At 54.2% G+C, this 20,327-nt stretch carries 22 protein-coding genes; 10 read left to right on the top strand and 12 right to left on the bottom strand.

Annotation, left to right across the window (positions count from 1 at the left end):
* Positions 1–3 precede the first annotated feature (3 nt).
* Together WJU22_RS26550 and WJU22_RS26555 are read left to right on the top strand one after the other, a co-directional pair.
* A complete protein-coding gene (locus WJU22_RS26550; protein ID WP_341841151.1) occupies positions 4–1,530 on the top strand; it encodes a hypothetical protein in 1,527 nt (508 codons plus the stop codon).
* Complete coding sequence (locus tag WJU22_RS26555; protein WP_341841152.1) at positions 1,527–3,527, top strand: hypothetical protein; 2,001 nt, start codon at positions 1,527–1,529, stop codon at positions 3,525–3,527. Before WJU22_RS26550 ends, WJU22_RS26555 begins: the two co-directional genes overlap by 4 nt.
* A gap of 434 nt (positions 3,528–3,961) precedes the next feature.
* Here WJU22_RS26555 and WJU22_RS26560 read toward each other — a convergent pair whose 3' ends face one another.
* From WJU22_RS26560 to WJU22_RS26585, 6 genes are all read right to left on the bottom strand, one after another.
* Positions 3,962–4,156 (bottom strand): hypothetical protein, encoded by a 195-nt coding sequence (locus tag WJU22_RS26560; RefSeq protein ID WP_341841153.1) that lies wholly within the window; start codon positions 4,154–4,156, stop codon positions 3,962–3,964.
* Positions 4,157–4,183: 27 nt separating this feature from the next.
* A complete protein-coding gene (locus tag WJU22_RS26565; protein WP_341841154.1) occupies positions 4,184–4,645 on the bottom strand; it encodes a DUF6934 family protein in 462 nt (153 codons plus the stop codon).
* Between the two features lie 523 nt (positions 4,646–5,168).
* Positions 5,169–5,636, bottom strand: a complete 468-nt coding sequence (rpsG, locus tag WJU22_RS26570) for a 30S ribosomal protein S7 (protein WP_126247361.1) — start codon at positions 5,634–5,636, stop codon at positions 5,169–5,171.
* Between the two features lie 32 nt (positions 5,637–5,668).
* Positions 5,669–6,049: a 30S ribosomal protein S12 gene (gene rpsL / locus WJU22_RS26575; RefSeq protein WP_109698242.1), complete on the bottom strand. Its 381-nt coding sequence runs from the start codon at positions 6,047–6,049 to the stop codon at positions 5,669–5,671.
* Between the two features lie 135 nt (positions 6,050–6,184).
* Positions 6,185–6,484, bottom strand: coding sequence for a hypothetical protein (locus WJU22_RS26580; protein WP_341841155.1), 300 nt, complete (start codon positions 6,482–6,484; stop codon positions 6,185–6,187).
* Between the two features lie 136 nt (positions 6,485–6,620).
* Positions 6,621–7,730 (bottom strand): branched-chain amino acid aminotransferase, encoded by a 1,110-nt coding sequence (locus WJU22_RS26585; RefSeq protein WP_341841156.1) that lies wholly within the window; start codon positions 7,728–7,730, stop codon positions 6,621–6,623.
* Between the two features lie 126 nt (positions 7,731–7,856).
* Between WJU22_RS26585 and WJU22_RS26590 the strand changes: the two genes are divergently transcribed.
* Genes WJU22_RS26590 through WJU22_RS26605 form a run of 4 tightly spaced genes read left to right on the top strand, consistent with a single transcriptional unit; the run spans position 7,857 to position 9,949 of the window.
* Positions 7,857–8,354 carry a hypothetical protein gene (locus WJU22_RS26590; protein WP_341841157.1) on the top strand — a complete coding sequence of 166 codons (498 nt, stop codon included), beginning with the start codon at positions 7,857–7,859 and terminating at the stop codon, positions 8,352–8,354.
* 8 nt (positions 8,355–8,362) lie between these two features.
* The gene (gene rdgB / locus WJU22_RS26595; RefSeq protein ID WP_341841158.1) at positions 8,363–8,950 is read left to right on the top strand and encodes an RdgB/HAM1 family non-canonical purine NTP pyrophosphatase; all 588 of its coding nucleotides are present in this window, start codon (positions 8,363–8,365) and stop codon (positions 8,948–8,950) included.
* Complete coding sequence (locus WJU22_RS26600; protein ID WP_341841159.1) at positions 8,937–9,377, top strand: thioesterase family protein; 441 nt, start codon at positions 8,937–8,939, stop codon at positions 9,375–9,377. The genes rdgB and WJU22_RS26600 overlap by 14 nt, the downstream gene beginning before the upstream one ends.
* Positions 9,374–9,949: a nitroreductase gene (locus WJU22_RS26605; RefSeq protein WP_341841160.1), complete on the top strand. Its 576-nt coding sequence runs from the start codon at positions 9,374–9,376 to the stop codon at positions 9,947–9,949. Before WJU22_RS26600 ends, WJU22_RS26605 begins: the two co-directional genes overlap by 4 nt.
* A gap of 10 nt (positions 9,950–9,959) precedes the next feature.
* Here WJU22_RS26605 and WJU22_RS26610 read toward each other — a convergent pair whose 3' ends face one another.
* The 6 genes from WJU22_RS26610 to WJU22_RS26635 form a co-directional block, all read right to left on the bottom strand.
* Complete coding sequence (locus WJU22_RS26610) at positions 9,960–11,507, bottom strand: glycerol-3-phosphate dehydrogenase/oxidase (RefSeq protein WP_341841161.1); 1,548 nt, start codon at positions 11,505–11,507, stop codon at positions 9,960–9,962.
* 519 nt (positions 11,508–12,026) lie between these two features.
* Positions 12,027–13,517, bottom strand: coding sequence for a glycerol kinase GlpK (gene glpK / locus WJU22_RS26615; protein ID WP_341841162.1), 1,491 nt, complete (start codon positions 13,515–13,517; stop codon positions 12,027–12,029).
* A 15-nt stretch (positions 13,518–13,532) separates the two neighbouring features.
* A complete protein-coding gene (locus WJU22_RS26620; protein ID WP_341841163.1) occupies positions 13,533–13,805 on the bottom strand; it encodes a PadR family transcriptional regulator in 273 nt (90 codons plus the stop codon).
* A 124-nt stretch (positions 13,806–13,929) separates the two neighbouring features.
* Positions 13,930–15,348 carry a glycoside hydrolase family 125 protein gene (locus WJU22_RS26625; protein ID WP_341841164.1) on the bottom strand — a complete coding sequence of 473 codons (1,419 nt, stop codon included), beginning with the start codon at positions 15,346–15,348 and terminating at the stop codon, positions 13,930–13,932.
* 81 nt (positions 15,349–15,429) lie between these two features.
* Positions 15,430–15,924: a cupin domain-containing protein gene (locus WJU22_RS26630; protein ID WP_341841165.1), complete on the bottom strand. Its 495-nt coding sequence runs from the start codon at positions 15,922–15,924 to the stop codon at positions 15,430–15,432.
* A 42-nt stretch (positions 15,925–15,966) separates the two neighbouring features.
* Positions 15,967–17,160, bottom strand: coding sequence for a PepSY-associated TM helix domain-containing protein (locus WJU22_RS26635; protein ID WP_341841166.1), 1,194 nt, complete (start codon positions 17,158–17,160; stop codon positions 15,967–15,969).
* Positions 17,161–17,290: 130 nt separating this feature from the next.
* Between WJU22_RS26635 and WJU22_RS26640 the strand changes: the two genes are divergently transcribed.
* The 4 genes from WJU22_RS26640 to WJU22_RS26655 all read left to right on the top strand — a co-directional run bounded on the left by WJU22_RS26640 (position 17,291) and on the right by WJU22_RS26655 (position 20,308).
* A complete protein-coding gene (locus tag WJU22_RS26640) occupies positions 17,291–17,638 on the top strand; it encodes a hypothetical protein (RefSeq protein WP_341841167.1) in 348 nt (115 codons plus the stop codon).
* A 492-nt stretch (positions 17,639–18,130) separates the two neighbouring features.
* Positions 18,131–18,724 carry a TetR/AcrR family transcriptional regulator gene (locus tag WJU22_RS26645; RefSeq protein WP_341841168.1) on the top strand — a complete coding sequence of 198 codons (594 nt, stop codon included), beginning with the start codon at positions 18,131–18,133 and terminating at the stop codon, positions 18,722–18,724.
* A 36-nt stretch (positions 18,725–18,760) separates the two neighbouring features.
* On the top strand, positions 18,761–19,006 hold the full coding sequence (locus WJU22_RS26650) for a hypothetical protein (RefSeq protein ID WP_341841169.1): 246 nt from the start codon (positions 18,761–18,763) through the stop codon (positions 19,004–19,006).
* 42 nt (positions 19,007–19,048) lie between these two features.
* A complete protein-coding gene (locus tag WJU22_RS26655; protein ID WP_341841170.1) occupies positions 19,049–20,308 on the top strand; it encodes an MFS transporter in 1,260 nt (419 codons plus the stop codon).
* The last annotated feature ends 19 nt before the right edge of the window (positions 20,309–20,327 follow it).

The raw sequence follows: 20,327 nt of genomic DNA on the forward strand, positions 1-20,327 counted from the left end.
CTGATGAAGAAATCGATACTAATCTTTTTACTCCTTATAACGGCCGCGCTGAGCGGATTTGCCCAACACGGATTATCGGGCATCAATTACCAGGCGGTGGCGCGGAACAGTAACGGTACCGTATTCGCCAATATGCCGCTGGGCGTACGTTTTTCGATCCGCGGCGGCGGGCCGAACGGCAATATTCAATACCAGGAAACGCATCGTACGACCACCAACGCCGTGGGGCTTTTCACATTGCTCGTTGGCCGGGGAACGCCGGTGACGGGTACTTTCGCCGCCATTCCCTGGAAGGAAGCGAATCAGTTTCTGCAGGTGGAAGTCAATCTCGGCAGCGGATTCCTGACGCTGGGCACGCAACAATTGATGAGTGTACCGTTTGCGCTGTATGCTGCGGACGGCAATCCTGGTCCGGCCGGGCCGCAGGGGCCGGCGGGTTTGCAGGGCTTGAAGGGTGATACCGGCGCCGATGGGCCTGCGGGAGCGCAGGGGCTGCAAGGTCCGAAAGGCGACGCGGGGCCGAAAGGAGAACCTGGAATTCAGGGTGTTCCCGGGCAGAAGGGTGATATTGGGGCGCAGGGTTTACAAGGCCCGAAAGGTGATCCGGGAATTCAGGGCGCAAAAGGTGCGGATGGGGCCGCTGGCCCGAAGGGTGAACCTGGGGCGCAGGGATTACAAGGCCCGAAGGGTGATCCGGGAATTCAGGGATTACAGGGCTTGAAGGGAGATCCTGGGGCGCAGGGTTTACAAGGTCTGAAGGGTGATCCCGGAATTCAAGGCGCAAAAGGTGCCGATGGGGCCGCTGGTCCGAAGGGTGATCCCGGGGCGCAGGGTTTACAAGGCCCGAAAGGTGATCCTGGAATTCAGGGTGCAAAAGGTGCCGATGGAGCTGCTGGCCCGAAGGGTGATCCTGGGGCGCAGGGTTTACAAGGCCCGAAAGGTGATCCTGGAATTCAGGGATTACAGGGCTTGAAAGGAGATCCCGGGGCGCAGGGTTTACAAGGCCTGCAAGGCCCGAAAGGTGATCCCGGTGCGGCTGGTGCGAAAGGCGATCCAGGTACGCAGGGTTTACAAGGCCTGCAAGGCCCGAAAGGTGATCCCGGTGCGGCTGGTGCGAAAGGCGATCCAGGCATGCAGGGTTTACAAGGCCTGCAAGGCCTGAAAGGTGATCCCGGTGCGGCTGGTGCGAAAGGCGATCCAGGTACGCAGGGTTTACAAGGCCTGCAAGGCCCGAAAGGTGATCCCGGTGCGGCTGGTGCGAAAGGCGATCCAGGTACGCAGGGTTTACAAGGCCTGCAAGGCCCGAAAGGTGATCCCGGTGCGGCTGGCGCGAAGGGCGATCCGGGCGCGCAAGGCTTACAAGGTTTGCAAGGCCCGAAGGGTGATCCCGGAATTCAGGGCCCGCAAGGGTTGCAAGGGCTCCAAGGCATTCAAGGGCCTGCTGGCGCCGACGGCGTTGACGGTATTGCCGGCCCCCCGGGCCACAAGGGCCTACCGGCCCGGTTGGTCTGCAAGGTATACAAGGCGTGAAAGGTGATCCTGGAGATATCAATGGCATCGCAGCTGGCGGCGATCTTTCAGGAACCTACCCGAATCCCGTTGTTGCTGCGATCCAAGGGAAACCTGTCAGCAACACTACACCCATAGCCGGACAGGTATTGAAATTCGATGGCATCAACTGGAGCCCCGGGGCCCTAGGTGGCGGAGGCCTCACTCTTCCGTACATAACCAACGAAAACAATGCTTCCACACTTTTTTCGATTGCAAATAATGGCGACGGCACCACTATTGAAGGTATAAATAACACCACAACGTCCAGCATCAGCGCGATCCGCGGTGTCGTATCCTCCGCTTCCCCCGGCGGTTTCTCGTCTGCGGTCCGCGGAATTAACAATGGCACCGGCGGACTGGGGATCGGCGTCTGGGGCTCTCACAACGGCTCCGGATGGGGCGTATACGGCACTACTCCCAATGGGCTTGGCGTTTACGGAAACGCTTCCGCAAACGGTTACGGCGTATATGCCAATAGTACTTCCGGGACAGGGCTCAATGCTACGAGCACAAACGGTGTTCCTGCTAATTTCTCCATCGTCAACAATAGCAACCACAATGTTGTGATCTCCGCGAATACTGTCGGTAATGGCAGCGTGATCTCTGCAACAGCTACCGGTAACGGCCACGGTATCAACGTGAGTTCAAAAAGCGGCATTGCGGTAAGGGCTTTTACTTCCGAGTCTACCAGTGCTGGTATTTATGGAAATAATACCGGTGGCGGTGAAGCCGTAGTCGGTATTACGTCCAGCAATATTGCCGGTGCAGTAGTGGGCAGAAACGATGGCGCAGGTTATGGCGTTCGCGGATTCGTGGCTACCGATCAATCCGGTAATGCGATCGGCGTATTCGGACAGGTGGGTTTAAGCAACGGAACGGGCCGCGCGGGAAGATTCGAAAATAAGAACGCAGTTAATACTTCGAATGCCTTTGAAGTTTTCACCAATTCAACCGGTATCGCAGGCAACACTAACCTGGGCAACGCCGCTTCCTTCGAGCTGGATAACACCCTCGGGAACGGAGCTGCAGTGCGGGCGCGGATCAATTCCACGATTACCAATATCGGTGTTGCGGCCGTATACGGCGAATCGGCCGGTACGGGTGGTTACGGCGGATTGTTCCATGCATCGAACGCAACTGCTTACAGCAATGCGTTGATCGCATTGGCAGAAGGAAACGGGAATGCGATCGTGGCCACTGCCATGAAGAATGGTCACGCAGTATATGCTGCCGCAGGCGGAACGGGAACTGCCGTGTATGGATGGGTACCGACCTATGCATCCGGACAGGCTGCCAGTTTCTACAACATGAACCTATCCAATACCAATCCCGCGATGTCAGCCATTACGGAAGGATTAGCGCCGGCGGGCTCGTTCGTCAATCAAAACGCGGCGAACACGCAGGCAACCGTCCATATTGCGAATGCCGGGGCAGGCAGCGGCCTCCAGGTCAATAATACGGGCACCGGCAACCTGGCTGTGTTCCAGCGCAACGGCGGCAACGTGGCACGTATATCCTCCACTGGCAGAGGTTTCTTCAACGACGGCACCGTGAATTCGGGCGCCGATCTCGCGGAAGCGTTTGAAGTGGAAGGCAACCGCGATGCCTACGAGCCAGGGGATGTAATGGTTATTTCGAAGCGGACAGACCGTATGATGGAAAAATCCACCCTACCGTATTCCACACTGGTAGCCGGCGTTTACGCGACCAAGCCAGGCGTGTTGCTGACGGAAGAGGAAAATCCGGAAGAAATTTCCGGTCAGGTGCCCGTTGGCGTTGTAGGCGTCATTCCCACGAAAGTCTGCGACGAAGGCGGCCCGATTTCCCGCGGCGATCTGCTCGTTACTTCCAGCAAAACCGGCTACGCCATGAAAGCCGATCCTGACAAGGTGAAAACCGGGCAGGTGCTTGGAAAAGCGCTGCAGGAACTGCATTCCGGAACAGGAAAAATCAAGGTACTCGTCAATGTAAAATAATTCTTCTATCCCTTCCCTATTTTCAAACAAGAAAGGCAGTCTTCCCCCGAGGCTGCCTTTATTTTTTTGCCCCGGTTCCAAACAAGCAAGTCCGTCACAGCATTTCTATACACCTGGCGATACTTCTGTAAACCATTCTTTCGGCGGTAGGCCAACTCTTGTCAGGAATTCTTCCGCAACCTTTTTTTCTTTACGAAAAAAGGATCTTTACTCAAGTCAACTGGCGGTATCCATTCACCCGCTGTATTTAAGTGCCTTTCTGCATCCAACTTGTCTTTTGGTAACATTACTTTGCTCATTTATTCCTGTTTTATTTAAAACGATGATTTGACTGTTCGAAACAAAAAAGCTTCGTAATTACGCCCGATAACAAAACTTTCCCAGCTATCACCTTGGTAGCCCTGTTCCAAAAAAGCCAGTTCATCCCAGCATTTCTATACACTTGGCGATACATTTGTAAACCATTCTTTCGGCGGTAGGCCAACTCTTGCTAACGTTTCCTCCGCATCTTTCTTTTTCTTGACAAAAAAGGGATCTTTACTCAGATCAACGGGTGGCTCCCATTCCCCTACTACAACGAGTCGGGTATCTTTATCCCATGTGTCATTTGATAATTTTACAACCTTCATTTTATTCCGAATTAATTCAAACAAATGTTACTTACGTACAAATAAAAAAGCTTCGTAGTTACTTCCTTCAATGAATCTTTGCCAACAATCATTAAGTAGTCCAAAAGCCTGGAAGAGCTTTTCCCAAATAGCACGGTTTTTATTCAGCGCGATTTGATATAACCTTGTCCTGGCAGGAGTTGAGCCGGTTATGTAAATCATTCTGGAATCATTTTGTTCCAGATATTGCAATGTTGTCATTGCTACCGTTGCCAAAATCTTTTGCGTATCCCTATTATCAGAAATACTTTGATCATTCACATTGGCATTTTCTTCATTCCAATCGCCAAATGAAAGGTTAACAACTGTTTCTCCATTTATCGATTGGTCGAATGGTTGAAATTGAATTACCTTCTTGATCTCACCATTCGGCCCGCAGCTTTCAAAGCTGAACGAAAGATCGTGAGAGGGTAAAACAATGGGTTTGCATTGATATGTGTCTAAAGCCATGCATCGGTTTTTCTACAATACAAGATGAAAGGAGAAATTGAAAGGGGGAACAAATTTTTGATTTAATGACGAAAGGAATTCACATTCAATTGTGCTTGAATCGACGGCTGTGTAAACGGGGGAATTGGAGTTGGGATGTAAATGCAGCTGCATCATAAAATCCCGAACAGCGAAACAAGTGCGAGGGGCTCAAAAGCATAAGGCAAACCCAGAAATCCATGCTTTCTCAAACAGTGGTGACAAACGCGAGAAGCTCACAAACTAAGTCTAACTTGAAAACCCATGAAATTTCAAACAGAGGAGATATGCGGGAGGAACTCAAAAGACATAAGGCTGACCCGGAATCCATAATATCTTAAACAGCGGTAACAAACAGGAAAAGCTCAAAAATTAAGTCCAATCCGGAAACCATGATATCCCGAATGGAAGAGATAAACGAGCGCGGCCCAAAAACATAAGGCTGACCCGGAAAACCGGATCAGCCTGTAATATGTTTACAAACCGTCTTAAAAAAACGGAATGGTTATACCTTGAAGTGGGAGAATGCCTTGTTGGCTTCAGCCATACGGTGAGTATCTTCTTTCTTTTTGAAAGCGGCACCTTCACCTTTGCTGGCGGCTACGATTTCGTTCGCCAGTTTCTCAGCCATGCTCTTACCGTTTCTGTCACCTGCGTAACGAACCAGCCATTTGATGCTCAGAGACACCTTACGGTCGGGACGAACTTCAGCGGGAATCTGGAAAGTAGCACCACCGATACGACGGCTACGTACTTCAACCGCAGGAGTTACATTGCTAAGCGCTTTTTTCCAAATTTCATAACCGTTTTCGTTGGTCATTTGGCTTACACGGTCAACCGCATCATAAAAAATACGGTAGGCAATGCTCTTTTTTCCTTGCTCCATGATGTTATTCACGAAACGGGTTACCAGTTTGTCCTGGAACCTGGGATCGGGAGCCAGGGGTAATTTTTTCGCAGCTTGCTTTCTCATTTATTTGAAAAATTTCGACTATTTATTACAAATTATTTTTTAGCCTTTTCCTTTTTAGTACCATACTTGGAACGGCTTTGCTTCCTGTCTTTCACACCGGCAGTATCGAGGCTACCGCGAACGATGTGGTAACGAACACCCGGAAGGTCTTTCACCCTGCCACCACGGATCAGTACGATAGAGTGCTCCTGCAGGTTATGGCCTTCACCCGGAATGTAAGCGATCACTTCCACCTTGTTGGTAAGCTTCACTTTCGCAACCTTACGCAGTGCGGAGTTCGGTTTCTTCGGAGTGGTAGTGTACACACGGGTACATACGCCACGACGCTGCGGGCAAGCATCCAACGCTCTGGACTTGGATTTGGCCCGGATAATTTCTCTTCCTTTTCTTACTAATTGTTGTATAGTAGGCATTCTTACCTATTTTATATTTTACTACGTTTTACAATGAAACCCGATGTTCCCGATAAAGGGAATTTGGGAGGGCAAAGGTATCACTTCCCTATTACATTACAAAATTACAAGGAAGTTTTTTCCGAAAAAGGCCAATTAACGGGTATTTTCCATCAATAAAGCCCCCGAAAGATGATCCCACTCCTCCTCCAATGTACCCCGGAACACAGGCTTCCCCGCCCGGGCATACCAATACGCCGCATTGCCCGCGTCTCCCTCCTTCCGGTGAAGGTACGCATGCACCCACGACCCCGCGCCCGAATGGTCCTCCTGCGCGATATCGTGGCTCCGGTCCCAATTCCCCCTGCCATCCCACCACATCGCCAGCAAAGCGGGCGTTAACCCCGCCGGCGGCACGTCGTGCTGCAAAGTCGTTTTGAATACCGAAAGCGTCATAAGGCCGCAAAGATACGACGATTCCCTGTGCCCTGCAAGCACCCCGCCCACTCCTTTATATACATGATATCCCCAAAATAAAAAAACCGGGTTGCGCTTCCACAACCCGGCTTCCTATATGAACATCTACTGATTATCAGTCAATTATAAAATTCCAACCGCGCGTATCCGCCACTTTGCCCGTCCGGATCGCGTCCAAACGCTCAATAACTTCCGGCCCCACTTCATATTTAGTGGTATCCAGGCTGATCTTGTGGTCCTTATAATCCAGCTGCTCTACATACGCCACACTGGCCGCCGTGCCCGTACCGAACACTTCGCGCAGGGTACCGTTCTGGTGGGCCGCCACCACTTCCTCGATGGAAACAGGGCGCTCCTCCACTTCCAGCCCCATATCGGTCAGCACGTCCATCACACTGGTACGGGTCACCCCCGCCAGGATCGTCCCGTTCGTGAGATCGGGCGTAATGGCACGGTTGCCGATGATCACGAACACGTTCATGGTACCGCATTCCTGCAGCCACTTATGCTCCGCGCCATCTACCCACAAAATCTGGTCGTAACCGTCCTTCCGCGCCTGCATGGTCGGGTACATCGCACCGCCGTAGTTGCCCGCCGCCTTCGCGTAGCCCACGCCTCCGGGGAATGCGCGGATGTATTTGTCCTGCACCAGCAGGTGAATGGGCTTGTTGAAGTAAGGGCCCGAGGGACTGTTAATCACCGCAAACCGGTATGTATCCGAAGGACGAACGCCGATGAACTCGTCCATCGCGATCATAAACGGCCGCAGGTACAGGGAACAGCCTTCGTTGGAAGGCACCCAGCCACGGTCAAGGTCGATTAGCATGGCCATGCCGCCGATAAACAGCCATTCCGGCACATCGGGCATGCCCATCCTTTCGGCGCTTTTGTTGAAACGTGCGTAGTTGTCGTACGGACGGAAGATCATGGGATTGCCCTGTTGATCGTTATACGCCTTGATCCCTTCAAAAATCGCCTGCCCGTAATGCCAGGCGGCGTTGGAAGGGCTTACGGAGAAGGGCTGGAAGGGGACGATTTCCGCGTTTTTCCATTCTTTTCCGTCGAAATCCGCCACCAGCATATGGTCTGCATATTTCTTCCCAAATACCAGGTGATCGAAATCTACCTCGGGGAGCCTGCTCTGCGAGGTTTTTGTCACCTTAATCCTCTGCTTCGCTTCTTCCATCACGGTAGATTTAGCGGTGGGATATTCTACTGCCATCATGGTTAATCAATTTTATCTCAATATTTTTACACGCTCATTTGCATGATCCCGTTCCACCGAACGATCCGCAAATAAACGTTTTTTCCCACACATGGGATTATCACATTAAGTATTAATTCAATATTTATGAGCCTTGAGCGATTACAGCTGGACCCTTTTCTGTTGGCGCAAATGTACCACCAGCCTATCATTCCGGAGGAAATCATTGTTGTTCCCGCCGAGGCGAAAGTGTTGCCTGAAATCAAATATTTAGGCGAAAATCAAAAAAACATCCTGCTGCTGATACAAAACGAAAGCGAAGCGTATTTAAGCGAAGAAACGTTTAATCTCCTCGCCAATATATTAAATGCATGCAAACTGGGCATGCAGGATGTTGCATTGGTCAATGCAGCAAATTACTCCGGCCTCCGGTTGCAGGATTACCTCCAGCAGATCCCCGCGCGCCAGGTCATCTATTTCGCCATCGACCCCGCCAAACTGGGCCTTCCACCCGCACAACCCTACCAGACCGGCTCCTTCACCGGCATCCCCGTCCTGTATTCGGACGATCTGCAACTCATTGCAACCGACAAGGCACTGAAAGGCCGCCTCTGGATGGGACTTAAACAATTATTCGGTATATAAACAATCTTATGGAACTGGTTTTTGCGACGAACAACGACAATAAGGTAAAAGAGATCCGCTCCATGCTGGGCGATCAGTTCTCCATCGTTACCCTCCGCGAAGCGGGGATCGACATCGATATCCCCGAGCCGCACCCGACGCTGGAAGAGAACGCCCGCGAGAAATCGCTCACCATTTATAATATGACCGGCAAGGATTCCTTTTCGGAAGACACCGGCCTCGAAATAGACGCCCTTAACGGCGAGCCCGGCGTACTTTCCGCCCGGTATGCCGGCGAAGCCAAGAGCGCAGACGATAATATCGAAAAAGTACTCCGTCTCCTGGAAGGCAGCAACAGCCGTACCGCCCGGTTCCGCACCGTCATCAGCGTGTTCCTCGATGGCGTGGAGCACCAGTTCGAAGGCGTGGCCGAAGGCGAAATCCTCACCGAAAGGTCGGGCGGGAAAGGGTTCGGGTACGATCCCATCTTCAAGCCGGCCGGCGGCGACCGCTCTTTCGCCGAAATGGATATGAGCGAGAAAAACCAGTACAGTCACCGCGCGAAGGCCTTCAAAAAGCTGATCGCTTTTTTACAGGAACGCCATGGCAAGAGTTAAAATAGACATGCCGGAAAGCTACCGGTTCATCACCCAGCTGCCAGTCCGCATCACAGACATCAACTATGGCGGGCATCTCGGCAATGACGCCATCGTGTCTATCCTCCAGGAAGCGCGCGTCCGCTACCTCGCTTCTTTCGGGGCAACGGAACTGAAAGCGCTCGGCACCGCGCTCATCATGGCCGACCTGGCCGTCGTATATAAAGGTGAGGGATTTTACGGCGATCAACTGACAGTAGAAGTGACGGCCGAAGCGTTCAGCTCCGTGGGCTTCGAACTGTATTACCGCATCAGCACCTTCCGCAGCGGACAACTCACCATTCTCGCCGAAGCCAAAACCGGGATGGTCTGCTTCGACTATACCGCCCGGAAAGTGGCGCGCCTTCCCGAAGAATTGAAAGCACAACTCAGTAAAACCAACGCATGACGAATAATATACAGGACATCATCCTTTACCGCCGCACGGTGAAACCGACGGCCATGAACGGAAAGAAGATCGACGACGAAACCATCCGCGAACTGCTGCAACTGGCCGACTGGGCGCCCACCCATGGCCTCACCGAGCCCTGGTACTTTATGGTATACGGCGGTGAAAAGGTACAGCAGTTCTGTACCGACCACGCGGAGCTGTACAAACAGTTCACGCCTTCCGCACAATTCATCCTGGGGAATTACGAGAAACTGAAGGCCCAGGGCGACCTGGCCTCGCATGTGATTGCCGTGGTGATGCGCCGCGGCGCCAACCCCAAGATCCCCGAGATCGAGGAAGTGGCGGCAACGGCCTGCGCGGTCGAAAACCTCTGGCTCGCGGCCACTGCTAAGAACATTGCGGTGTACTGGGGCTCGGGCGGTATGACCTACTCCCCTGCCATGCAGGATTATCTCGGGCTGCGCGACGAAGACAAGGTGATGGGGTTCCTCTACCTCGGTTATACCGAAGAGGCTCCACGCACCGGGCGGCGCGTGAAGCCTCTTGAAGAAAAAGTTAAATGGATGTAATCCTTTTACATTAACTCAGCCGGTACGTTTTTGCCAGTTCCTGGAATTCGCGTACCTGCTGGGTTTCCCATTCCCCATTTTTGCCGGTTTCCGCAGCCATGATCCTGGCCACTTCCGGCGCGATGCGCACCGCTTCTTCAGCGTCGAGGAACAGGGCGCGGGTGCGGCGGGCGAGGATGTCTTCCACCGTCTGCGCCATTTCGGAACGGATGCCCCAAATTACCTGGTTACTGTTGATCCCCAGCGATTCGCTGAGCAATTTTCCGCCACCATTGAGGCTTTTCACGGTTTGCGCGTCTGCACCGTAGAAATATAAAGGATCGCTTTCGTCGAGTTTGATGGAAGCGCCGTGGACGGCGAGGCTCCGGGTTACGGATTCCGTGGCGGCCCATCCCTTCACCTTTTCCAGCCGGTCTACCACGTCTTCCCCCATTTTCCGGTAGGTCGTCCATTTACCGCCCAGGATCGTTACGAGCCCGGAAGGCGTTACCATGATTTTATGATTGCGGGAGATTTCCTTCGTTTTCTCGCTCTTTTCGGGTTTGGCCAGCGGCCGGAGGCCCGCCCATACGCTTTTTACGTCTGACCGTTGCGGCGTTTTATCGAGGTACTGACCCGCAGTTTCCAGGATGAACTGGATTTCCTTTTCCATGGCCACGGGGTCGAGGCTGATTTCGTTGACGGGGTTGTCGGTAGTGCCGACTACAATTTTATTATGCCAGGGAACGGCGAAAAGCACGCGTCCGTCGGAGGTTTTGGGGATCATGAGCGCATTGTCTCCCGGCAGGAACGAGCGGTCGAGCACGAGGTGAACACCCTGGCTGGCTACGATCTTGCGTTTGACGGTGGGGTCGTCCATTTCGAGGATATCGTCGACGAACACGCCGGTGCAATTAATGATACCTTTTGTGCGGAAAGTGAACTGACGGCCGGATTCGGTGTCGGTGGCCCTGACGGCGTTCAACTGGCCGGCGGCATCTTTATCCAACCCTATGACTTTCACATAGTTAAGTGCTACACCGCCTTTATCGTAGATCGTCTGCATGAGGTTTACGGCCAGGCGGGCATCGTCGAATTGACCGTCGTGATACAGGATACCGGCGGTGAGGTGGTCTTCCTTGAGGCCGGGCAATAAGTTGAGTGTTTTTTTCCGGGAGATGTGTTTGGAGCTGCCGAGGCTGAGGCGCCCGGCCATCCAATCGTACATTTTCAGGCCGATGGTGTAAAAAATGCCTTCCCACCAGCTGTAGGCGGGGATGACGAACGACAGGTTCCGGGACAGGTGCTGGGCGTTTTTCAGGAGGAGCCCTCTTTCGATGCTGGCTTCGCGGACGAGGGCAACATCGCCCTGTGCGAGATAGCGGACGCCGCCGTGAAGGAGTTTCGTTGCTTTGCTGGACGTGGATTTTGCAAAATCGGATTGTTCCAGGAGGAGGGTTTTGTAGCCGCGGGTCACGGATTCCACTGCGGCGCCCAGGCCGGTGGCGCCCCCGCCGATCACGATTACATCCCATTCGCTGGTTTCCCCGAGTTGCTGCAGTTGTTCTAAACGGTTCATTTTCGCTGTTGGATTCAAGGCATTATTATACAATATACATCGTATTCCGATACTGGCAAAATTAATCGTTTTTGCCTGCTATTTCCGGGAAATCTGGAATACTGCCGGTAAATTTTGTCTTGTCATTGCATGTCAGGGGTTTATAATATTAACGCGGACAGGGGGGATTTGTTCCCTTTATTATGTTACCCCTGCATTGCTTTCCGGGCAATTGGGGTAAGAAATGACATTCCCCGGGAAATATGCCTGAGGTCTCCCCCGCATTATCTTCCGGGCAGTTGGGGTAAGAAATGACATTCCCCGGGAAATATGCCCGCGGTCTCCCCCGCATTGTCTTCCGGATAGCTGAGGCAACAAAAGGCATTCCGGGGATTGTGTGCCCAGGGTTCCCCCGCATTGTCTTTCGAACAGTTGGGGCTACAAAAAGGCATTCCCGGGGAAGTTTACCCGGGAATGCCTCCTTTTCGAATGTCGTGAAATGAATATTAAGATGGGTGCCGGGCACCGGTTACCTGAAATCTAGAAGTCCCAGTTTTTGACGCGGGCCACGGCTTTCTGCCAGCGTTCGCGCAGGGCGGGGCCAGGCTGTTCTTCAGGCCCGAAAACGCGCTGGATCGTATATCGCTCGCGGATTTCCTGCAAGGTCCAGAAGCCGGTGGCCAGACCTGCGAGATACGCGGCGCCGGTGGCGCTGGCCGGCATAACGGCCGGGCGCATAACGGGGCATTGCAGGATATCGGTCTGCATTTGCATGAAGAAATCGTAAGTGGCAGATGTACCGTCTACCCGCAGTTCGCGAATAGCGCGACCGCTGTCTTTCTCCATCGCGTCGAGCGCATCGGCGATGCCGAGGGCTACGCCTTCGAGTGCGGCGCGGGCGATGTGGCCGGAGGACGTGCCGCGCGTGATGCCGATGATCATGCCGCGGGCGTAAGGGTCCCAGTGCGGGGTACCCAATCCCGACAGGGCGGGAACGAACATCACCCCGCCATTGTCCGGCTCCGTTTGCGCCAGCGCCTCGATCTCCGCGGTGGATTCGATCAGCCCCAGTCCATCCCTGATCCAGCGGAAAACTGAGCTGCCGCCGAACACGCTGCCTTCGAGGGCGTAAGTCGTTTCGTCCCCGATTTTCCAGGCGATAGTGGTGAGCAGGTGGTTATCGGAGGTAACTGGTTTCGAGCCGGTGTTCATCAGTGCGAAACACCCGCTCCCGTAAGTATTTTTTACCATGCCGGGCTCCAGGCACATTTGCCCGAAAAGGGCGGCCTGCTGATCGCCCGCCACGCCAGCGATGGGGATCGCGGCGTCGAGGAGGCCGGGTTGGGTATAGCCGATGATCTCGCTGTTGGAGCAGATCGCAGGTAATAATTGATGGGGGATATTGAACAGGCGCAACAGCTCTTCGTCCCATTCCAGTGTATGAATGTTGAAGAGCATCGTGCGCGACGCGTTCGTCAAATCCGTGACGTGCGCCTTTCCGCCGGTCAGTTTCCAGATCAGCCAGGCGTCGATCGTCCCGAAGGCGAGTTTCCCCTGTTCGGCCCGGAGCCGCGCGTCGGGGATGTGATCGATGATCCAGGAGATTTTACTGGCGGAGAAATAAGCATCGAGGATCAGTCCTGTTTTGCGCTGCACCAGCCCGGAAAAACCCTGGTAACGGAATTCGTCTACCAGTTTGGACGTGCGCCGGTCTTGCCAGGCGATGGCGTTATACACAGGCTCCCCTTTCTCCCTATCCCAGATCACGGTGGTTTCCCGCTGGTTGGCGATGCCGATCCCGGCGATCTCGTCTGCACGGATGCCCGCCGAAGCGATCAGTTCTTCCATTACCGACAGCATCGTATACCAGATCTCGTTCGGGTCCACTTCGATCCAGCCCGGTTGCGGATAATATTTTTCGTATTCTTTCTGCAATTGCCTCACCACCTGTCCCTCGCGGGAAAAAAGCACGGCGCCCGCAGCACTGGAGCCGAGATCGAGAGAGAGGATATATTTCTTGTCGCCGTTCATCTGCCGGGAATTAATTTAAACATGCTTCAGGTCGGTAATGGCCTGCATCAGTTCGCCGAGATACTGATACATCGTTTCCAGGTATTCGTTGCCGAGGTCGGTCAGCTGGTAATATTTTCGCGGAACGCCTTCGTCCATTTCCACCCACCTCGATTCCACGAGTTTTTCTTTCTTGAGCCGGCTCAGCAGCGGATAGATGGTACCTTCGGCGATATCCATGTCTGCCAGCTTCTTGATTTCGCTGATCAGTTCATACCCGTACCGTTCCTTTTTCTGCAACAGCAGCATAATGATATATTCGAACAATCCCTTTTTGATCTGGGATTGCCATCGTGTAATAAAATATGCGTTTCCTTCTGGCTTTCGCTCCATAAACGGGGGTCGGGTGCGTGAATAATTAAATGTAAAGTAATTATTGCAGTAAATGCGGCCGTTCGTTGAATACTTTCCAGATGAACTCGCCGAAGATCGTGTTGGCCCAAGCGAACCAGGAACGGGTGAACTGTGCGGGATCGTCTTTATGGAAAGATTCGTGCATGAAACCTTTGCCGGCGTGGCAACTTTTGAGGATGCGCAGGCATTCGCGGATTTCCGTTTCGCTTTTGCTCGTGAGCCCCTGCATCACCAGGCTGATGGGCCAGATGCGGTCCATTCCCGTATGCGGGCTGCCGATCCCTTTCCCCGCCTTCCCTGAAAAATGGAAAGGGTTTTCGGAAGAAAGGATCATTTTACGCGTGTTCGCATAGATGGGATCGTTCGGGCTCACGGCGCCGAGGTACGGCAGCGACAGGAGGCTGGGCACGTTCGCATCGTCCATGAGGTTGAAGCTCCCGAAACCGTTCACCTCGAACGCATATACTTTTCCGAATTGCGGATGCGTGGTTACTGCGTATTTCTTCAGCGCGTTTTCCACTTCGGTGGCCAATGCGCGGCATTCCGCGGCCAGGGAAGCGTCGAGCTTTTGCGCCGTGAGGATTTCCGCCGCCTGGCGAAGGCTCACGACGGCGAAGAAGTTGGAAGGAATGAGGAACGGGAAGATGGTGGCATCATCGCTCGGACGGAACGTGCTGCAGATGAGGCCTACAGGCTTCACCGGGTAGCCGTATCCGGCGAGGGGAACGCCATCCGTGGCCCAGGAGGTAGTTCGCTGGAAAGTGTAAGGGCCGGGGCCGTTTTTCCGTTGTTGCTCGCGGAATGTTTTCAGGGTGAGGGCGATGGATTCCTTCCAGGCGGTATCGAACGGCGAGGTGTCGCCGGTTTTCTTCCAGTAGAGGTAAGCGAGGCGGATGGGATAACAGAGCGAATCGATCTCCCATTTGCGCTCGTGGATACCGGGCTTCATGTCGGTGATGTCTGACGCCCATTCGCCGCGTTTGTTCTCGTCTTTATAGAACGCGTTGGCGTAGGGGTCTTTATGGATGCATTTCACCTGGTGATTGATCACCCCGGCGATGAGATGCTGGAGGTCCTTGTCCTTCGCTACCAGCTGGAGGTACGGCGAAACCTGCGCTGTACTGTCTCTCAGCCACATGGCGTCGATATCTCCGGTGATCACGTAAGTATCGGGCCTTCCGTTTTCGGAGGTGTATTCGACGGTGGTGTCGAGCGTATTGGGGAAGCAGTTGTTGAACAGCCAGGCCATTTCAGGGTCTTTCACACCTTTCTGCACGGCGGCGATGGCATCTTCTACGGCTTTGCTGCGGAACTTACGCTGCGCTTCGGGCACGCGCACCACGGGAAACGGATCGGCCGAAGCCCAGGAGAGCGCCGGGCGGAGGAGCGCGGCGGAGGAAAGTATGGCGGTTTGACGGAGAAAATTTCTTCTGCTCATATCAATTGATTAAACCTGAAAAATAGAAAATCCGGACAAGAAAATTGCATTCCCGTCCATGAAAAAATCCCGGGTAAATATTTATGATCGGGTAAGTAAAGCGATGAGTTGTGCGTGTTGCGGGAATCTTGCGCCCAGCGTAGCGCGGGTGGCCAGTTCGAAGTCGGCGAAATCGAACCCCGGCGCCACGGTGCATCCGGCCAGGCAATATCCACCCGATTCCTCGACGCTGGAAGCGAACCAGCTGCCTGCGGGAATCAATACCTGCAACTGTTCTCCCTTGCGGATGTTACGGCCCAGCAGGTGAACTTTCAGCGTGCCGTCGGGCCGGATTTCGTAAATATGGAGCGGTGTGCCATCGTAAAAATGCCACATTTCGTCTGATGCGATGCGATGGAAAGCGGAGAAGTCGCCGTCTTCCAGCAGAAAATAGATAGCCGTGGAAACGTTCCTCGGTCCGGCGAACCCGTCTGGCTGAATGGCCATCGGTGCGCGGTAAGTTTCACGGAAAGAGCCGCCTTCGATATGTTGTGTCAGTTGGAGTGTTTCCCGCCAGTAGGCAGCAGATGTTTTCATTCGCTAAACTTACTGCTTTTATCGGCACCAGCGCGCAGGAATTTAAGATAATACGGGTTGCGGCTGAACGGGCGCCCGCCTCGGTTCGGCTTTCTTTGCCTTCTTCGCTTTCTTTTTCCGGCCGAGCCAAACGCAGAGCCCGGTGATGGGAAGGCTGGCGCAGATAAGGCTGGCGAAGAACATCAGCAGTTTGCCCGGCAGGCCCCAAACGGCGCCCACGTGCAGATCGTAGTTCATGCGGCGGAATTTATCGCCCATGGCCGCTTCTGCATATTTGCCGGCGTAAGGGCCCGTGGCTTTGAGGGGTTGCAGCGTGTATTGGTCGAAGAGATAGTTGTCTGTTTTGTAATAAGTTCCGGGACGGTGGTTGATGGTTGCGCTGATGGCGGCTTTCGGATCTTTGTCTGCCCCGAAGTACATCGACATGCCCGATTCCGCGGGCTTGGATTTCCATACCCTTGCCCAAACGATATCGGTATTCTGCGCCACGGAATGGCCGGGCGTAAGGCGGGTAGTGTCTGAAATGGGGATCACTGCCTGGGAGAGCGATTTGCCGCCGGTGGTCACGTAATACAGTCCGTTGCTCCACCACTTGAATCCCCACACCAGCCCGGTGATCACGAGGATGAGGGCGATGCTCATCACATAAAATCCCAGCACGTTATGCAGATCGTAGTTCTTGCGTTTCCACTTCGCGTCCCACTTCACGGAGAAGCGCTGCTTGCGGGCGGCTTTGTTGCGCGGCCACCAGAGCACGAGCCCCGACACCAGGAGCACGAAGAAAACGAGCGTGGCATACGCGACGATGGGTTGGCCGATCTTGCGGGGCAGCCACAGGCTGAAGTGCCCTTCCAGCACCACGCGGAAAAAATCCGATTTCGCATCCCACACCTTCAACACCTTTCCATTGTACGGATTAACGAAAACCTGCTTGTAGTAAGCATTTTCTCCCCGGCCGTAGAACTGCATCACGGAAGAATAATTTTTGCCGCCATAGATAACGCCCTGCGCCGTTTTGCCCAGTTCTTTTTCAGCGATGGCACGGAGGGCAGACGGGGGAAGCGGGGCCGCCTGCGCAGTTTTGGCGCCCGGCTCCAGGTGGAACCATTGTTTGCCGAACAGGCTGCGCAACTCCCACTCAAAAGCCAGCAGGCAGCCGGTGATGCTGATAATGAACACTATCAACCCAGACGCCAGACCCAGCCAAAGATGAACTTTCCCTACTAACTTTCTCATATGGAGCAAAAATGTTCTGCAAAAATGCAACAGCGCAAGCGGCTGGGGTGATCGTATCGGGAAATTGAGTTGCGCGATCGGGAAAAACGTATTTTCATATTCCCGATTTTTTTACTATATTTAGGTTGCTTTGCGTTCCTTTCTGGCCATATGTCTTCTGGCGCTCACCAGCGTTCACTTCGGGACCCGGATTACCGGGTACATGCAGTGTATGGTGAAAGCCTACGTGATCGACCACCGCGCTTTCGCGGAGGATTGCGGTTGCGCGAAGATCATGGCCGCCGCTTTCGGGAACGCCTTGCCGGAAGAGCGGCAGATGCTTTCTGCCCCCGTTACGCTGAAGTTCGCAGACGTTGCGCTGCAGACCGAAAGCTCCCGCCCCGCCGTTTCCGGCGCAGTGGCGAAACCCTTTACGGGATGGGTGGACGAACGCTATCCCTCTCCCGCCGCAGGCGCCATCTTCCGCCCGCCCTGCTGACCTTTCTTCACACAATTTTTAATTTCCATTCATTTTTAATTCCTCACCAAGGCGGTTGGGTAAACGTGTACGTCTACCAGTTTCCAAGACCCTGACGAACGGCAACCGGGCCGCCGGAGGAACGAAGATATGCAGGCATGCGAACGTCCGCATGCGTACTCAAACTTTCCAGGCAAGCCGCCTGGCGCGCGAACCAGGCGGCCGAGCGGCCGGATGCCCCACCGGCGTCCGGCCCACATTCCGCACCCGGGCCGACCGGACTGCAGCCGGCGATCTGGCTGCGGAATGTCTACCGAAAAAATATTGACGCGCTGCCTGACGGCCGAAAGCCGGAAGGAACGCCAAAGCATGGGGCCGCCTTTTCAGGGTGGCCCTTTTTTCATTCCATACCATTGAAAATCAATCCACCCATCCCGCCCAACCCGCATTTCAACCCATCCAGCAAAAAAATATTTTAAAAGTAAGCGAACGCTCACTTATCTTTGTGGCATCATGCGACCCAGGGACGAAAACAAAATATGCGAGATCCACAAGCAGGCGATCGAGATGATCGTCAGGGAAGGGCTGGACGGGTTTGGGGTGAACAAGCTCGCCCGTGCGGCCGGTGTATCGCCCGCCACGATCTACATTTATTTCAAGGACCGGGAAGACCTCATCCTGCAGGTCACCTACCGCGTGGCGGACACCATGCTGGCGGAAAGCCTCCAGGATTTCGATCCCGACATGCATTTCGAAGAAGGGCTGCGCAAGCAGTGGCAGAACCGCGCCAACCACTTCATGAAGCACCAGCTGGATGTGGAATTCCTGGAAAAGATGCGGTATTCGCACCTGTACAACAAGGTTTCGGGAAAGATTTACACGTCGTTCAAGGATGTGATGGGAAGGTTCGTGCACAACGCGATAGACCGGAAAGAGTTGATAGAACTGCCTTTCGAAGTGTATTGGTCGGTAGCGTTCGCGCCGCTGTACCAGCTGATCAAGTTCCATACGCAGGAGAAAACGTTCGGTCACAAACCGTTCGAGCTCACGCCGGAAGCCATGGAACAAACGCTCCAGTTAGTACTGAAAGCCCTGAAGCCCGCATGATCCGTAACCTATCCAATCACCATTAAACCTGACGCCATGAACCCAGCTTATGCAACGGCATCCGGAATGGAAGTGCTCGTATTCCGGACCAACCTGCGATTCAAAAAAGACCTCCGGCTGGTGGCCCCCGTCCTCGACGAGGCGCCCGGCCTTCACAAATGGACCGTTGACCGGGAAGACACCGACAAAGTTCTCCGCATCGAGACCCGCAACCCCGACCCCACGCCCATTATCCGGCTGGTGGAAGCCTGCGGCTATTTATGCGAGGAGCTGCCCGATTAACCATTCGCAACAACAGACACACACTACGATTCAAAACCTCCAATGACAACAAACGCTCCCAAAGAACGCGTGTTTACACGCTACCAGGTGCTCATGATCGTGCTATTATCGCTCATGCAGTTTACCGTGGTGCTCGATTTCATGGTCATGAACCCCCTGGGCGAAATCCTCCTGCACGATTTCTCCGCCAAACAGTTCGGCATGGTTGTGGCCGCATATCCTTTCAGCGCCTGTATTTCCGCCATCGCGACGGCAGGCTTCGCCGACAAGTTCGACCGTAAGAAGATCCTCATGATATTTTACACCGGTTTTATCATCGGTACTTACTTTTGCGCCCTTGCCAACGATTATCCTTCGCTGCTCGTGGCCCGCATCGTGACGGGGCTTTTCGGCGGGGTGATCAGCTCCATCGGGCTGGCCATCATCGTAGACCTCTTCCGCCCCGAAACGCGTGGCCGGGTGATGGGCTACACCCAGATGGCATTTGCCCTCAGCCAGATCCTCGGCATCCCCATCGGCTGGGAACTGGCCATCCGCTTCAACTGGCATTTCCCTTTCTGGATGATCGCCGTATTCGGCACCCTGCTCGGCCTGATGCTGGGTTATTTCATGAAGCCGATCACCGGGCACCTCGGCAAAGGCACTGAAAAAAACGCATTCAAACATCTCGCCCATACGGTGCAGAACCCGCGCTACCGGCTGGCTTTCTTCACCACCGTGCTCATCGCAACGGGCGGGTACATGCTCATGCCCTTCGGCAACGCGTTCTCCCAACACAACATGGGCATTTCCAAACACGATATCACGCTGCTGTTCATGGCTTCCGGACTGGCGAACCTGCTGGTATCGCCCATCATCGGGAAACTGTCCGACAAAGTGGGCCGTGCCAACATCTTCTACGCCGCCAGTTCGCTGACGCTCGTGATGGTGCTGATTTACACGAACCGCGGGCTGACGCCGTTCTACCTCGCGTTGATCATCAACGTGTTGATGATGGTAGCCGTTTTCGCGCGGATCATTCCCATGCAGGCCACCATGACATCGCTGCCCACGCTGCAGGACCGCGGCTCGTTCATGAGCGTGAACGCGGCCATCCAGCAGCTTTCCGGCGGTATTGCCGCAGTGGCGGCCAGCCGCATCGTGCACTCCACGGAAACGGGGTACCTGGAACATTATCCTGTATTGGGGTACGTGATTTCCGTGGCGCTCCTGATCACGATGGTGATGATGTACTTCCTCAACCGCCAGGTAACCACCGAAGCCGCTATGAAACAGGCCGCTCCCGTTGCCGCGGCATCCTGACCCCTATCGCATTCCATAA

This window comes from Chitinophaga caseinilytica (assembly GCF_038396765.1).
GTDB classification, from domain to species: domain Bacteria; phylum Bacteroidota; class Bacteroidia; order Chitinophagales; family Chitinophagaceae; genus Chitinophaga; species Chitinophaga caseinilytica.

Bases quoted from the DNA above. Each gene is read 5' to 3' on its own strand.
- WJU22_RS26550 (WP_341841151.1), top strand. From the start codon at position 4: ATGAAGAAATCGATACTAATCTTTTTACTCCTTATAACGGCCGCGCTG.
- WJU22_RS26560 (WP_341841153.1), bottom strand. From the start codon at position 4,156: ATGAAGGTTGTAAAATTATCAAATGACACATGGGATAAAGATACCCGA.
- WJU22_RS26565 (WP_341841154.1), bottom strand. From the start codon at position 4,645: ATGGCTTTAGACACATATCAATGCAAACCCATTGTTTTACCCTCTCAC.
- rpsG (WP_126247361.1), bottom strand. From the start codon at position 5,636: ATGAGAAAGCAAGCTGCGAAAAAATTACCCCTGGCTCCCGATCCCAGG.
- rpsL (WP_109698242.1), bottom strand. From the start codon at position 6,049: ATGCCTACTATACAACAATTAGTAAGAAAAGGAAGAGAAATTATCCGG.
- WJU22_RS26580 (WP_341841155.1), bottom strand. From the start codon at position 6,484: ATGACGCTTTCGGTATTCAAAACGACTTTGCAGCACGACGTGCCGCCG.
- WJU22_RS26585 (WP_341841156.1), bottom strand. From the start codon at position 7,730: ATGATGGCAGTAGAATATCCCACCGCTAAATCTACCGTGATGGAAGAA.
- WJU22_RS26590 (WP_341841157.1), top strand. From the start codon at position 7,857: ATGAGCCTTGAGCGATTACAGCTGGACCCTTTTCTGTTGGCGCAAATG.
- rdgB (WP_341841158.1), top strand. From the start codon at position 8,363: ATGGAACTGGTTTTTGCGACGAACAACGACAATAAGGTAAAAGAGATC.
- WJU22_RS26600 (WP_341841159.1), top strand. From the start codon at position 8,937: ATGGCAAGAGTTAAAATAGACATGCCGGAAAGCTACCGGTTCATCACC.
- WJU22_RS26605 (WP_341841160.1), top strand. From the start codon at position 9,374: ATGACGAATAATATACAGGACATCATCCTTTACCGCCGCACGGTGAAA.
- WJU22_RS26610 (WP_341841161.1), bottom strand. From the start codon at position 11,507: ATGAACCGTTTAGAACAACTGCAGCAACTCGGGGAAACCAGCGAATGG.
- glpK (WP_341841162.1), bottom strand. From the start codon at position 13,517: ATGAACGGCGACAAGAAATATATCCTCTCTCTCGATCTCGGCTCCAGT.
- WJU22_RS26620 (WP_341841163.1), bottom strand. From the start codon at position 13,805: ATGCTGCTGTTGCAGAAAAAGGAACGGTACGGGTATGAACTGATCAGC.
- WJU22_RS26625 (WP_341841164.1), bottom strand. From the start codon at position 15,348: ATGAGCAGAAGAAATTTTCTCCGTCAAACCGCCATACTTTCCTCCGCC.
- WJU22_RS26630 (WP_341841165.1), bottom strand. From the start codon at position 15,924: ATGAAAACATCTGCTGCCTACTGGCGGGAAACACTCCAACTGACACAA.
- WJU22_RS26635 (WP_341841166.1), bottom strand. From the start codon at position 17,160: ATGAGAAAGTTAGTAGGGAAAGTTCATCTTTGGCTGGGTCTGGCGTCT.
- WJU22_RS26645 (WP_341841168.1), top strand. From the start codon at position 18,131: ATGCGACCCAGGGACGAAAACAAAATATGCGAGATCCACAAGCAGGCG.
- WJU22_RS26650 (WP_341841169.1), top strand. From the start codon at position 18,761: ATGAACCCAGCTTATGCAACGGCATCCGGAATGGAAGTGCTCGTATTC.
- WJU22_RS26655 (WP_341841170.1), top strand. From the start codon at position 19,049: ATGACAACAAACGCTCCCAAAGAACGCGTGTTTACACGCTACCAGGTG.